Origin of the sequence: Pseudomonas sp. 1D4 (assembly GCF_001728925.1) — a bacterium.
GTDB classification, from domain to species: Bacteria; Pseudomonadota; Gammaproteobacteria; order Pseudomonadales; family Pseudomonadaceae; genus Metapseudomonas; species Metapseudomonas otitidis.
Window position 1 is genome coordinate 86,588 of record NZ_LXJQ01000007.1, and the last position, 13,070, is coordinate 99,657.

Here is a 13,070-nt window from a genome sequence, read left to right on the forward strand (position 1 = left end):
CCGTCCATGAGTGGAACTGGTGAAGAGGCGAAGGGGCATGAGTTTCCTTCATCCGCTCGGCGGGTGTCGAGCGGCGCCCTTGTCGCAGCCTGCGCCTTGCGCCAGCATGCGCCGTCCGTTTCCGGGAGCCTTCTGCCATGCGTCGCCTGCCTTCGCTCACCGCCCTGCGCACCTTCGAGGCGGCCGCGCGCCATGCGCATTTCGGCCGTGCCGCCCAGGAACTGTGCGTTACCGACAGTGCGGTGAGCCACCAGATCCGCCAGTTGGAGGAGCAGCTCGGGGTGACGCTGTTCGAGCGCGAAGGGCGGCAGGTCCGGCCCAGTGCGCCGGCGCGGCGCCTGCTGCACAGCCTGCAGCAGGCCTTCGAGCTGATCCTCGATGCCTGCGATGAGCTGCGCGACCCCGGCTCCCAGGCTCAGTTGCGGGTGGCAGTGACCACCGAGCTGGCGCAGAAGTGGCTGGTGGGGCGGCTGGCGGACTTCACCGAGCGCCACCCGCAGATCACTCTGCACCTCCACGAGCAGGCGCTGGAGGCGCAGTTGCCCGGTGCGGAAATGGACCTGGCGATCATCTACGGCACCGGCCCGGAGGATGCCAGCAGCTACTTCGTGCGGCCGCTGCCGACCCTGCAGTTCTTCCCGGTGTGCAGCCCGGGCCTGTTCAACCAGTCGCCCCTCAAGCACCCCCGGGACCTGGCGCGCCACTGCCTGTTGCACGACGACCAGGACGGCAAGACCTGGAACGCCTGGCTGGCCACCCACGCCGCCGACCTGCGCCCGGCCCGGCACCTTTACCTGGGCCACGCGGGGCTGACCATGGAGGCAGCGGCACGGGGCCAGGGTGTGGCGATTGGCGACAACCTCACCAGCGCCGAGGACCTGGCCAGCGGGCGGCTGGTGAGGCCGTTCGCGGCCCAGGTGCCGTCCCTCGGGCAGTACGCGCTGGTGTGCGAGCGCCTGCGGCTGGACAAGCCGGCGGTGGCGCAATTCGTTGATTGGTTCAGTGATCAATTGGCTGATGTGTGAATTGAATTCATGAATTGACTGAAAAAGGTCATTGGTCGCCAGCGCGTCGGCGCGGGTACTGTCGGGGCATTCCCATCCCCCACAAGGACCTGAACATGGCACGCACTCTGACCTCTCTGCCCAAGGCCGACGGCTTCCGCCTGCCCGGCGAGTTCGAAACCAAGGCCCGTTGCTGGCTGGGCTGGCCGGAGCGCCCGGATGTGTGGCGCAACGGTGCCAAGCCGGCGCAGAAGGTCTGGGTCGATATCGTCACCGCCATCGCCAGCAGCGAGCCGGTCACCGTCTGTGCCTCGGCGGCTCAGTACGCCAATGCTCGCCGCCTGCTGCCCCAGCATGTGCGGGTGGTGGAGATGACCTGCAACGACACCTGGTTCCGCGACAGCGGGCCGGCCTTCCTGGTCAATGACGCCAGCGGTGAGGTGCGCGGCGTGGACTTCGAGTTCAACGCCTATGGCGGCCTCGACGGCGGCCTCTACTATCCCTGGGACAAGGACGACCAGATCGCCCAGAAGATTCTCGAGATCGAGGGCTACGACCGTTACCGCGCGCCCTTCATCGCCGAGATGGGCGGTATCCAGAGCGACGGCCAGGGCACCCTGCTGACGACCGAGCAATGCCTGCTCAACCGCAACCGCAACGCTCACCTGGGCAAGACGGAAATGACCGGGCGCCTGTGCGACTACCTGGGCGCCGACCAGGTCATCTGGCTGCCCCGTGGCTGCAAGTTCGACGAGACCGATGGCCACATCGACGACCTGGCCTGCTTCGTCCGCCCCGGCGTGGTGGTGATGCAGTGGACCGACGACCGCAGCGACCCGCAGTGGGAGATCTACCAGGAGGCCTACGACATCCTGCGCAGCACCCGTGATGCGCGTGGCCGCACGCTGGAGGTACACAAGCTGCCGCAGCCGCGCGTGCTGGAGTGGACGGCGGAGGAGGCCGAGGGCCTGGATCAGGTGGACGGTACCCACCTGCGCCAAGCCGGCACCCGTATCTGCGCGTCCTATATCAACTACTACGCTGGCAATTCGGCCATCGTGTTGCCGCTGTTCGACGACCCGTGCGACGAGATCGCCCAGGCCACACTGGCGGATCTGTTCCCGCAGCACCGCATCCTCGGCATCGGTGCATCCCGCGAGATCCTCCTGGGGGGCGGCAACGTCGCCTGCATCACCATGCCGCAATACGCCGCGCGGCAGCGCTAGGAGGCACCATGCGCCCACTCGTCGCCGTACTCCTGCTCGGCCTGGGCCTGGGGGCCCAGGCCGAGGATGCGCCCCGGCAGGTCAACCTGTTCATCTGGGGCGAGTATATGGCCCCGGATACCCTCTCGCGCTTCCAGGCCGAGACGGGCATCCGCGTGGTGGCCGATCACTTCGACTCCCTGGAGTCGATGGAGACCAAGCTGCTCACCGGTCACAGCGGCTACGACCTGGTACTGACCGCCGGCCAGCACCTGCAGCGGGCGATCCGCAGTGGTGCGGTACAGCCCCTGGACAAGGGGGCGCTGCCACACTTTGCCGGGCTGGGGGATGAGTTCCTCCAGCACATGGCGGCCTTCGACCCGGGCAACCGCTATGCCGGGCTCTATGCCTGGGGCACCACCGGCTTCGGCTACCAGGATGAGGCCATCCGCACGCGCATGGCCGATGCCCCGGTGGACAGTTGGGCGATGCTGATGGACCCGGCAGTGGTGGCGCGTTTCGCCGATTGCGGGGTGAGCCTGCTGGACGACCCCAACGAGGTGTTCGGCGCGGCCATGCGCTACCTCGGCCTGGACATCAACCGCCAGGACCTGGACGACCTTAAAAAAGCTGCCGAGCACTTGGCAAAGGTCCGCCCCTCGATCCGCTACTTCGCCAATGACCGCAACATCAACGACCTGGCCAACGGCAACACCTGCCTGGCGATGGCCTGGAACGGCAATGCAACAGTGGCCGCCAGCCAGGCGACCCAGGCTGGCAAGCCCTACCACATCCGCTATTCGATTCCGCGGGAGGGGGCGCAGATCTGGTTCGATGCGATGGTCATCCCGGCGGATGCACCGCACCCCCGCGAGGGCCTGGCGCTGATGGACTTCCTCATGCGGCCGGACGTGATCGGCCCGATCACCAACAGCATCGGCTACGCCAACGCGGTGACGGCGGCTTCGGCCACGGTGGACCCGGCCATCCTCGCCGACCCCGGCACCTACCCGCCGACCGAGGTGCGCGCCCGGCTGTACACCAAGAACGACAACGGCTCGGCCTTCAATCGTGCCCTGACCCGTGCTTTCACGCGCTTCAAATCAGGCACATGAACGCTCGGGTCTGCATGAGCGTTATTTGAGTTGAAAGAGAATTTTATGAGTTTGTCTCATGTTTTGTGGGTGCCCAGAATGCCCGGCATTCACAGACAAGGAGACAGACATGGTCCGGGTACACTCCCTCGGCTTTCCCCGCATCGGTTGCGATCGCGAGCTGAAGAAGGCCCTTGAAGCCCATTGGAAGGGCGAGCTGGACGAAGCCGGCCTGCGCGACGTGGGCCGCACCCTGCGGGCCGAGCACTGGCGTCTGCAGGCCGAGGCGGGCATCGAGCTGCTACCGGTGGGCGACTTTGCCTGGTACGACCAGGTGCTCACCCATTCCCTGATGGTCGGTGCGGTGCCGGAGCGCTTCCGCCCGGCGGATGGTTGCGCGACCCTGGCGACCCTGTTCGCCATGGCCCGTGGTGTGGGGGCCGGCTGCTGCGGCGGACACGCCCAGGAGCTGACCAAGTGGTTCGACAGCAACTACCACTACCTGGTCCCCGAATTCAGCGCCGGCCAGACCTTCCACCTCGGCTGGGAGCAGCTCTTCGAGGAGGTCGACGAAGCCCTGGCGCTGGGCCATGCGGTGAAGCCGGTGGTGCTCGGCCCGCTGACCTACCTCTGGCTGGGCAAGGCGAAGGGTGGCGCCTTCGACCGCCTGGAGCTGCTGGAGCATTTGCTGCCGGTGTACGGCGAGATCTTCCAGCGCCTGGCCGAGCAGGGCGTGGAGTGGGTGCAGATCGACGAGCCGATCCTCGCCCTGGACCTGCCCCAAGACTGGCGCACGGCCTTCGAGCAGGCCTACAACCTGCTGCAGCGCGAGCCCCTGCGCAAGCTGGTGGCCACCTACTTCGGCGGCCTGGAGGACAACCTCGGCCTGGCCGCCAGCCTGCCGGTGGACGGCCTGCACATTGATCTGATACGTGCCCCTGAGCAGTACCCGACCATCCTTGACCGATTGCCGGCCTACAAGGTGCTGTCCCTTGGCGTGGTGAACGGCCGCAACGTGTGGCGCTGCGACCTGGATCGCGCGCTGGAGGTGCTGCGCCATGCCCATGAGCGCCTTGGGGATCGGCTGTGGGTCGGGCCCTCCTGCTCGCTGCTGCACTGCCCGGTGGACCTGGCCCGCGAGGACCGCCTGGACGCCGAGGTGAAGAGCTGGCTGGCCTTTGCCGTACAGAAGTGCACCGAGCTGGCGCTGCTGGCCCGCGCCCTGCGCGAGCCGGAGCACCCCGAGGTGCTCGCGGCCCTGGCTGAAAGCCGCGAGGCGTTGGCGGCGCGTGCGGCCAGTACCCGCATCCACAAGCCCGAGGTGGCGGCGCGCCTGGCGGCGATCCGCCCGCAGGACAGTCAGCGCCGGTCGCCCTTCGACCAGCGCATCGTCCACCAGCGCGAGCGCCTGGGGTTGCCGGCGTTCCCGACCACCACCATCGGCTCCTTCCCGCAGACGGCCTCCATTCGCCTGGCGCGCCAGGCCTATCGCCAGGGTCGCCTGTCGCTCGCCGCCTACACCGAGGCGATGCAGGCCGAGATCCGCCATGCGGTGGAGGTGCAGGAGCGCCTCGGGCTGGACGTGCTGGTGCACGGCGAGGCGGAGCGCAACGACATGGTGGAGTACTTCGCCGAACAGTTGGACGGCTACGTGTTCAGCCGCTTCGGCTGGGTGCAGAGCTACGGCTCGCGCTGCGTCAAGCCGGCGATCATCATTGGCGACCTGTCACGCCCGGCGCCGATGACGGTGGAGTGGATCCGCTATGCCCAGGGCCTGACCGGCAAGTGGATGAAGGGCATGCTCACCGGCCCGGTGACCATGCTGATGTGGTCCTTCCCCCGCGAGGACGTGTCCCGTGAGGTGCAGGCGCGCCAGTTGGCGCTGGCCATCCGCGACGAGGTGCTGGACCTGGAGGCGGCGGGCATCCGCATCGTGCAGATCGACGAGGCGGCTTTCCGCGAGGGGCTGCCCCTGCGCCACAGCGGCTGGGCCCATTACCTGGAGTGGGCCACCGAGGCGTTCCGTCTGGCGGCGAGCGGGGTGCGCGACGACACACAGATTCACACCCACATGTGCTACAGCGAGTTCAACGATGTGATCGAGTCCATCGCGGCGATGGATGCGGACGTCATCACCATCGAGACCTCCCGTTCGGACATGGAGCTGTTGAGGGCGTTCGAAGCTTTCGCCTACCCCAACGAGATCGGCCCGGGCGTCTACGACATCCACTCGCCCCGGGTGCCGGACACCGCCGAGATGGTCAAGCTGATGCGCAAGGCAGCGCGGCGCATCGACCCACAGCGTCTGTGGGTCAACCCCGACTGCGGTCTGAAGACCCGTGGCTGGCCGGAGGCCGAGGTGGCGCTGGTGAACATGGTGGCGGCGGCGCGGCAGTTGCGTGCGGAGTTCGCCTGACGAGCCGGCGGGGAAGGGCGCCATGACCGTTTGGCGCCCTTCATCAAACTGTCACGGTTCTGTGGCAGAGCGCATGGCGAGAATTCATCAGAATCGCGCTTCACTGGGGTTCTGCATTCCGGATTTCCACCATGCGCCTGTTCATTCTTCTCGCCGCATTGCTGTGCGGCCTGCCTACCTTTGCCGCTGCGCGCTGCGACACCCACGTACCCACCGAGACGGTGGCGCTGGGAGATGTGCGCCTGGCCTACCAGAGCATCGGTGACGCCGATGACCCGGCCCTGCTGCTGATCATGGGGCTGGGCGGCCAGCTCATCCATTGGCCGGACGAGGTGGTGGCGGCACTGTGCGAGCAGGGTTTTCGCGTCATCCGCTACGACAACCGTGATGTTGGCCTGTCTGCCTGGGCCCAGTCGGCGCCCAGCGCGAATCTGACCTATGAGGTGATCCGCTACCGCCTGGGCTTCCCCGTGGAGGCGCCGTACAGCCTGCGGGACATGGCCGGCGATGCGCTGCATCTGATGGACGCCCTGCAGGTGCGCGAAGCCCATGTGCTTGGCGCCAGCATGGGCGGGATGATCGCCCAGCACCTGGCGGACATGGCCCCCGAGCGGGTACTGAGCCTGACCCTGGTGATGACCAGTTCCAGCGCCCAGGGCCTGCCGGCGCCCAGCGATGCCTTGCTGGCGCTGCTGGCCCGCCGCGAGGCACCGACCCGCCAGGTGGCTCTGGAGCAGCAGGCCGACCTGCTGGCCGCCCTGGGCAGCCCGCAGGTGGCGGATGACCGGGCGCAACTGCTGGAGCAGGCTGCGCGGGCCTATGACCGGGCGTTCAATCCCGAGGGGGTGCAGCGGCAGATGCTGGCGATTCTCGCCGAGCCGAGCCGGGTGGAACTGCTCAACCGCCTGCACGTGCCGACCCTTGTGGTACACGGCACAGCCGACCCGCTGCTGCCGGTGATGCACGGGGTGCATGTGGCGGCACATATCAAGGGATCGGAACTGCGGTTGATCCCCGGCCTCGCCCATCGCTTCCAGGACGCCTTCAAGGAGCCGTTGCTGGCTGCGGTGTTGCCGCACCTGATGGCTCATCGGCAGTCGGCAGACGGGCACTTCGCGCAGTTGTGATGGCGCTGCCTGGGTAGAGCGAGCTCTGCTCGCGAAGTCTCTTGGCTCCGTAGCCCGGGCTTCAGCCCGGGAGCGGGGGGTAACTTCCCGGACTGAAGTCCGGGCTACGTCAGGCTCACTCATGGCGCTGTGCAGCCCCAGCGATGGGCTTCGCACCGCTCAGCCCATCCTACGGACGGAGCGGCCCGTAGGATGCGGTTCGCTCGGCGAGCCGCATCTGGCCTTCGTAGCCCGGGCTTCAGCCCGGGAGCGGCGGTGACTTCCCGGACTGAAGTCCGGGCTACGTCAGGTTCACCCATGGCGCTGTGCAGCCCCAGCGATGGGCTTCGCACCGCTCAGCCCATGCCACGGACGGAGCGGCCCGTAGGATGCGGTGAGCTCGGCGAACCGCATCGATTCATGGCGGGGATGTAGGCGCGAGGGCTGCCCGCAAAGCCTTTGGCCTTCGTAGCCCGGGCTTCAGCCCGGGAGCGGGGGTAACTTCCCGGACTGAAGTCCGGGCTACGTCAGGTTCACTCATGGCGCTGTGCAGCCCCAGCGATGGGCTTCGCACCGCTCAGCCCATCCTACGGACGGAGCGGCCCGTAGGATGCGGTTCGCTCGGCGAACCGCATCGATTCATGGCGGGGATGTAGGCGCGAGCGCTGCTCGCGAAGCCTTTGGCCTTCGTAGCCCGGGCTTCAGCCCGGGAGCGGGGGTAACTTCCCGGACTGAAGTCCGGGCTACGTCAGGTTCACTCATGGCGCTGTGCAGACCCATCGATGGGCTTCGCACCGCTCAGCCCATCCTACGGACGGAGCGGCCCGTAGGATGCGGTTCGCTCGGCGAGCCGCATCGATTCATGGCAGGGATGTAGGAGCGAGCGCTGCCCGCAAGGCTTCAGGCCGCGTCGGCCTGGGCGCGGTGGATCAGGTACTGGGCGAGGCGCTCCTGCTGGCCGGGGGTCATGAACAGCCCGTGCTTGGTGCGGCGCCAGAGGATGTCTTCGGCGTCTTGTGCCCATTCCTCGCGGCACAGGTAGTCCACTTCGCGGGTGTAGAGGCCGCCGCCCAGGTGTTCGCCCAGGTCGGTGAGGTTGCCGACCCCTTCCAGCAGTTTCCACACGCGGCTGCCGTAGGTGCCGGCCCAGCGCCGGGCCAGGCTGTTGGGCAGCCAGCCGTAGCGTTCGCAGAGGGCTTCGGCCAGGGCCTCCTGGCTGTCCATGGACTCGCCGCCGGGCAGGGTGGCGGCGGCGGTCCAGCTGCCGCCCATGCTGGGGAAGAAGGGGGCGAGCTGCGCCAGCGCCGATTCGGCGAGCTTGCGGTAGGTGGTGAGCTTGCCGCCGAACACCGAGAGCAGCGGGGCTTCGCCCGGGTGGGCATCCAGCGCCAGGGTGTAGTCGCGGGTGACGGCGGACGGGTCGTCGGATTCGTCGTCGCACAGCGGGCGCACGCCGGAGTAGGTGCGCAGGATGTCGTCGGCGCTGATCTGCTTCTTGAAGTGCTGGTTGACCACGTCGAGCAGGTAGCGGGTTTCTTCCTCGGTGATGGCCACCTTCGCCGGGTCGCCCTGGTACTCGCGGTCGGTGGTGCCGATCAGGGTGAAGCGCCCCAGGTAGGGGATGGCGAAGACGATGCGGCGGTCCTCGTTCTGCAGGATGTAGGCGTGTTCGCCTTCGTAGAGCTGCGGCACGACGATGTGACTGCCCTGGATCAGGCGGATGCCGTAGGGCGACTTCTGCTTGAGGTCGTCCTTCAGCAGCCGGGCGACCCAGGGGCCGGCTGCGTTGACCAGGGCCCGGGAGCGGATCGACAGCAGGGTGCCATCGGCGCGCTCCAGGTGGATGTGCCACAGGCCCTTGCTGCGCCGGGCGCTGACACAGCGGGTGCGGCTGTGGATGTGGGCACCATGCTCGCGGGCGCTCATGGCGTTGAGCACCACCAGGCGCGCGTCGTCGACCCAGCAATCGGAGTATTCGAAACCGCGTGTGATACCGGCCTGCAACGGGCTGCCGACGCCGAAGCGCAGGCCACGGGAGCCGGGCAGTTTCTCGCGCTTGCCGAGGTGGTCGTAAAGGAACAGGCCGGCGCGGATCATCCACGCCGGGCGCAGGTGCGGGCGATGGGGCAGTACGAAACGCATTGGACGGACGATGTGCGGCGCCTTGGCCAGCAACACTTCGCGTTCGGCGAGGGCCTCGCGCACCAGGCGGAATTCATAGTGCTCCAGATAGCGCAGGCCGCCGTGGATGAGCTTGCTGCTGGCGGATGAGGTGTGCTGGGCGAGGTCGTCGCGTTCGCAAAGGAACACCGACAGGCCACGGCCTGCTGCATCGGCGGCAATGCCGACTCCGTTGATGCCGCCGCCGATCACGGCCAGGTCATAGACTTCGGAAATGGGCGCGGAACGCTTCGTCGAGGCGGGCATGGCAGGGCACCTGAATCGAAAGTGAACTTCTAATGTTCGTTTCCGAAAAATGCTAGTCGAAGCGAAGGCGAATCGCCACCCCCGCCGAGCGGTCGTGGGGGGATGGGCGACGAAAGGCAGGCGGCGATCAGACCGGTTCGAGCTTGACCTTGTGCTCGGCCATCAGCCGGGCCAGGGCGGGGGAGGGGGCGTGGTCGGTGAACAGGCGGTTCACCAGGGCGATGGAGCCCAGGCGCACCACGGCGTTGCGGCCGAACTTGCTGGAGTCGGCGGCGAGGAATACCTGGCGGGCGTTGTCGATGATGGCCTGGGAGACGCGCACTTCCTGGTAGTCGAAGTCCAGCAGGCTGCCGTCCTCGTCGATGCCGCTGATGCCGACGATGGCGAAGTCGACCTTGAACTGGCGGATGAAGTCCACCGCCGAGGGGCCGACGATGCCGCCGTCACTGCGTACTGTGCCGCCGGCCACCAGCACTTCGAAGTCGGGCCGGTCGGCGAGCTGGGCGGCAACGTGCAGGTTGTTGGTGATGACCTTCAGGCCCTTGTGTCCCATCAGCTCACGGGCGATGGCTTCGGTGGTGGTGCCGATGTTGATGAACAGCGAGGCGTGGTCGGGGATCTGCGCCGCCACGGCTTCGGCGATGCGCTGTTTCTCGTCGCGCATCTGCCCGGCGCGCATGGCGTAGGCGGTGTTCTGAGTGCTCGAGGCATCGGTTGCGGCGCCACCGTGGGTGCGCCGCAGCAGGCCCTGTTCCGCGAGCTGGTTGATGTCGCGGCGGATGGTCTGCGGCGTCACCGCGAAGGCCTGGGCCAATTCGTCGATGCTGACGTAGCCGCGTTCGCGGGCGAGGTCGAGGATGTTCTGTTGGCGGGGGGCCAGGGTCATGAACGGAGTCCCGAATTTTTGTCGCGCATTATAGCGGCGTGCTGTCGAACGGCGACTTTTCAGCTAAGGTACGACCACTTCGTCGCATTGTTTTCACTTTCGAACATGACCCCAGCCATCGACCTGCTCAAGAAGGCCAAGGCCGAGCACCGTGTGCTCAGCTATACCCATGATCCGAAGGCGCCCTCCTATGGCCTGGAGGCAGCGGAAAAGCTCGGTCTGGAGCCGGCGCGGGTGTTCAAGACCCTGCTGGCGGCTACCGAGAAGGGCGAGCTGCTGGTGGCGGTGGTGCCGGTGGCCGGCAGCCTCGACCTGAAGGCCCTGGCCCATGCGGCAGGCGCCAAGAAGGTCGACATGGCCCAGGCCGACGCGGCGCAGCGTGCCACCGGCTACCTGGTGGGCGGCATCAGCCCGCTGGGGCAGAAGAAACGTCTTCGCACCTTCATCGACCGCTCTGCGCTGGACCATCCCACCATCCACGTCAGCGCCGGCCGGCGTGGTCTGGAAGTGGAATTGGCAGCGCAGGTGCTGGCTGAACACACCCAGGCCGAGTTCGCCCCCATCGGGCGGGAATGACCCCTCCATAACAACAAGGAAGCCGGAATGGCCCAGTACCTTCTTGCCATCGACCAGGGCACGACCAGCAGTCGCGCCATTGTATTCAGTGCCCAGGGCTTGCCTGTTGCTCGCGCCCAGACGGAGTTCAAGCAGTACTTCCCGAAGGACGGCTGGGTGGAGCACGACGGCGAGGAAATCTGGCTGACGACGCTCAAGGTCTGCCGCGAGGCTATCCGCCAGAGCGGGCTGCAGGCGTCGCAGATCGCGGCCATCGGCATCACCAACCAGCGCGAGACGACCCTGGTGTGGGACGCCGAGACCGGTACGCCGATCCACCCGGCCATCGTCTGGCAGGACCGCCGCACCGCCGACTACTGCTCCAGCCTCAAGGCCGATGGGCACGACGAGGAGGTGTCACGACGCACCGGGCTGCTGATCGACCCGTATTTCTCCGCCACCAAGCTGCGCTGGATTCTCGACAACGTGCCGGGGGCTCGTGAGCGCGCCGAGCGCGGTGAGCTGCGCTTCGGCACGGTGGATTGCTTTCTGCTGTGGCGCCTGACCGGCGGCAAGGTGCACCGCACCGACGCCACCAACGCCTCGCGCACGCTGCTGTTCAACATCCATGAGCAGCGTTGGGACGATCACCTGATGCAGCTGTTCGACATTCCGCCGAGCCTGCTGCCGGAGGTGCTGGACTGCTCTGCCGAGTTCGGCATCACCGAGGCCGGCCTGCTGGGCAGCGCCATTCCGGTGCTGGGCATGGCCGGCGACCAGCAGGCGGCGCTGATCGGCCAGGCCTGCTTCCAGCCGGGCATGGTGAAAAGCACCTACGGCACTGGCTGCTTCATGATCCAGAACACCGGTGATACGCCGGTGACTTCGCGCAATCGGCTGCTGACTACTGTGGGTTACCGCTTGGACGGGAAGGTGACCTACGCTGTAGAAGGCAGTATCTTCGTTGCCGGTGCGGCAGTTCAGTGGTTGCGCGATGGCATCAAGTTGATCAGCCACGCCCGGGATACCGAGGCGCTGGCGGAGCAGACCGGGGATGCCTGTGGCGTTTACCTGGTGCCGGCCTTCACCGGCCTGGGGGCGCCCTACTGGGACCCGAAGGCCCGGGGGGCGATCTTCGGCCTGACCCGCGACACCGGGATCAAGGAGATCGTCACCGCTGGCCTGCAGTCGGTGTGCTACCAGACCCGCGACCTGCTGGAAGCCATGCGTCAGGACGGGGCCGCCGCGCCCAGCGCCCTGCGCGTGGACGGCGGGATGGTGGAGAACAATTGGGTCATGCAGTTCCTGGCGGACATCCTCGGTGTGGCGGTCGAGCGCCCCGAGGTGACCGAGACCACCGCCCTGGGCGCCGCCTACCTGGCGGGCCTGAAGGCGGGGTTGTACCGGGACCTGGACGAAATCGCCCGGCACTGGCACCGCCAGCAGCGCTTTGCGCCGCGCATGGCGGATGCCCACCGGGCCAGGCTTTATGAAGGATGGCTGGATGCCGTCCAGCGAGTACGCAGCGAGGCTTCCCAGGGGTAGTTGCACGCCTGGTCGGCCGCTCATGAAGGGAGTTCGCCTTGACCATACAGGATGCACGTCTGACCCCCGCGGCCCTGCTCGTCGGTATGGTCGCGCTGTTCGCTTCCGGTTCGCCGAAGGCAGAGACCCTGGTCATTGCCGGTGACCTGTGGTGCCCGATCAATTGCCAGCCTGATTCACCCCGGCCGGGCATCTTCGTCGAACTGGCGCGGGAGATCTTTGCCGAGTCCGGCATCGAGGTGGAGTACCGGGTGGTCAACTGGGCCCGGGCACTTAGCGATGCGCGGGCGGGCAAGGTCAACGCGGTGATCGGCGCGGGCATCCAGGACGCGCCGGATTTCGTCTACACCCCTACCGCGCCGGGTATCTCGCGCATGTGCTTCTACACGGCGCTGGACGCGACCTGGCGCTACCAGGGGCTACCTTCGCTGCCGCAGGTGCGCCTGGGCAGTATCAACAGCTACAGCTACGGCCAGGAAATCGACACCTACATCCGTATGCACCGCAGCGTCGGGGACCGGGTGCAGGTGGTGGCCGGCGATCAGGCGCTGGACATGAATATGGAGAAGGTCCGCCACGGCCGACTCGATGCGACCATCGAGAACAGCTGGGTGATGGACAACCTGCAATCCACTCTGCCGCCCTCCGAGCGCTTGCGCCTGGCGGGCTGTCGCTCACCGGACGTGGCCATCTACCTGGCCTTTTCCCCGGCGCTGACCGCCAGCACCCGCTATGCCGCGATCTTCGAGGAGGGGCTGACCCGTTACCGGGAGAACGGCAAGCTGCGCAAGGTGATGGGGCGCTATGGCGTCAGCGAGCCTTGAGCGGCTCG

General features: G+C 67.2%; 10 protein-coding genes. 8 read left to right on the forward strand and 2 right to left on the reverse strand.

The features are described from left to right. The first annotated feature begins 137 nt into the window (after nucleotides 1-137). From A7D27_RS05705 to A7D27_RS05725, 5 genes are all read left to right on the forward strand, one after another. Complete coding sequence (locus A7D27_RS05705; RefSeq protein WP_069564342.1) at nucleotides 138-1,025, forward strand: LysR substrate-binding domain-containing protein; 888 nt, start codon at nucleotides 138-140, stop codon at nucleotides 1,023-1,025. 95 nt (nucleotides 1,026-1,120) lie between these two features. Beyond that, nucleotides 1,121-2,230, forward strand: a complete 1,110-nt coding sequence (gene aguA, locus A7D27_RS05710) for an agmatine deiminase (RefSeq protein ID WP_069564343.1) — start codon at nucleotides 1,121-1,123, stop codon at nucleotides 2,228-2,230. A gap of 8 nt (nucleotides 2,231-2,238) precedes the next feature. Then, nucleotides 2,239-3,324 (forward strand): extracellular solute-binding protein, encoded by a 1,086-nt coding sequence (locus A7D27_RS05715; RefSeq protein ID WP_069564344.1) that lies wholly within the window; start codon nucleotides 2,239-2,241, stop codon nucleotides 3,322-3,324. Between the two features lie 109 nt (nucleotides 3,325-3,433). Then, the gene (gene metE / locus A7D27_RS05720; protein WP_069564345.1) at nucleotides 3,434-5,719 is read left to right on the forward strand and encodes a 5-methyltetrahydropteroyltriglutamate--homocysteine S-methyltransferase; all 2,286 of its coding nucleotides are present in this window, start codon (nucleotides 3,434-3,436) and stop codon (nucleotides 5,717-5,719) included. 131 nt (nucleotides 5,720-5,850) lie between these two features. Then, nucleotides 5,851-6,846 carry an alpha/beta fold hydrolase gene (locus A7D27_RS05725; protein WP_069562114.1) on the forward strand — a complete coding sequence of 332 codons (996 nt, stop codon included), beginning with the start codon at nucleotides 5,851-5,853 and terminating at the stop codon, nucleotides 6,844-6,846. An 879-nt stretch (nucleotides 6,847-7,725) separates the two neighbouring features. Here the strand turns inward: A7D27_RS05725 and glpD are convergent. Beyond that, nucleotides 7,726-9,252: a glycerol-3-phosphate dehydrogenase gene (glpD, locus tag A7D27_RS05730; RefSeq protein WP_069564346.1), complete on the reverse strand. Its 1,527-nt coding sequence runs from the start codon at nucleotides 9,250-9,252 to the stop codon at nucleotides 7,726-7,728. Nucleotides 9,253-9,379: 127 nt separating this feature from the next. Next, nucleotides 9,380-10,138 (reverse strand): DeoR/GlpR family DNA-binding transcription regulator, encoded by a 759-nt coding sequence (locus A7D27_RS05735; protein WP_069562116.1) that lies wholly within the window; start codon nucleotides 10,136-10,138, stop codon nucleotides 9,380-9,382. 105 nt (nucleotides 10,139-10,243) lie between these two features. Between A7D27_RS05735 and ybaK the strand changes: the two genes are divergently transcribed. Genes ybaK through A7D27_RS05750 form a run of 3 tightly spaced genes read left to right on the forward strand, consistent with a single transcriptional unit; the run spans nucleotide 10,244 to nucleotide 13,062 of the window. Further along, complete coding sequence (ybaK, locus tag A7D27_RS05740; RefSeq protein ID WP_069562117.1) at nucleotides 10,244-10,714, forward strand: Cys-tRNA(Pro) deacylase; 471 nt, start codon at nucleotides 10,244-10,246, stop codon at nucleotides 10,712-10,714. A 27-nt stretch (nucleotides 10,715-10,741) separates the two neighbouring features. Beyond that, entirely contained in the window at nucleotides 10,742-12,238 is a 1,497-nt protein-coding gene (gene glpK / locus A7D27_RS05745; protein ID WP_069564347.1) for a glycerol kinase GlpK, read from the forward strand. A gap of 38 nt (nucleotides 12,239-12,276) precedes the next feature. Next, nucleotides 12,277-13,062, forward strand: coding sequence for an ABC transporter substrate-binding protein (locus A7D27_RS05750; protein WP_256557147.1), 786 nt, complete (start codon nucleotides 12,277-12,279; stop codon nucleotides 13,060-13,062). Nucleotides 13,063-13,070 lie beyond the last annotated feature (8 nt).

Excerpts from the sequence above, each read along its gene's own strand:
- glpK (WP_069564347.1), top strand. The coding sequence starts at position 10,742 with ATGGCCCAGTACCTTCTTGCCATCGACCAGGGCACGACCAGCAGTCGC.
- A7D27_RS05715 (WP_069564344.1), top strand. The coding sequence starts at position 2,239 with ATGCGCCCACTCGTCGCCGTACTCCTGCTCGGCCTGGGCCTGGGGGCC.
- ybaK (WP_069562117.1), top strand. The coding sequence starts at position 10,244 with ATGACCCCAGCCATCGACCTGCTCAAGAAGGCCAAGGCCGAGCACCGT.
- A7D27_RS05735 (WP_069562116.1), bottom strand. The coding sequence starts at position 10,138 with ATGACCCTGGCCCCCCGCCAACAGAACATCCTCGACCTCGCCCGCGAA.
- aguA (WP_069564343.1), top strand. The coding sequence starts at position 1,121 with ATGGCACGCACTCTGACCTCTCTGCCCAAGGCCGACGGCTTCCGCCTG.
- A7D27_RS05725 (WP_069562114.1), top strand. The coding sequence starts at position 5,851 with ATGCGCCTGTTCATTCTTCTCGCCGCATTGCTGTGCGGCCTGCCTACC.
- glpD (WP_069564346.1), bottom strand. The coding sequence starts at position 9,252 with ATGCCCGCCTCGACGAAGCGTTCCGCGCCCATTTCCGAAGTCTATGAC.
- A7D27_RS05705 (WP_069564342.1), top strand. The coding sequence starts at position 138 with ATGCGTCGCCTGCCTTCGCTCACCGCCCTGCGCACCTTCGAGGCGGCC.
- metE (WP_069564345.1), top strand. The coding sequence starts at position 3,434 with ATGGTCCGGGTACACTCCCTCGGCTTTCCCCGCATCGGTTGCGATCGC.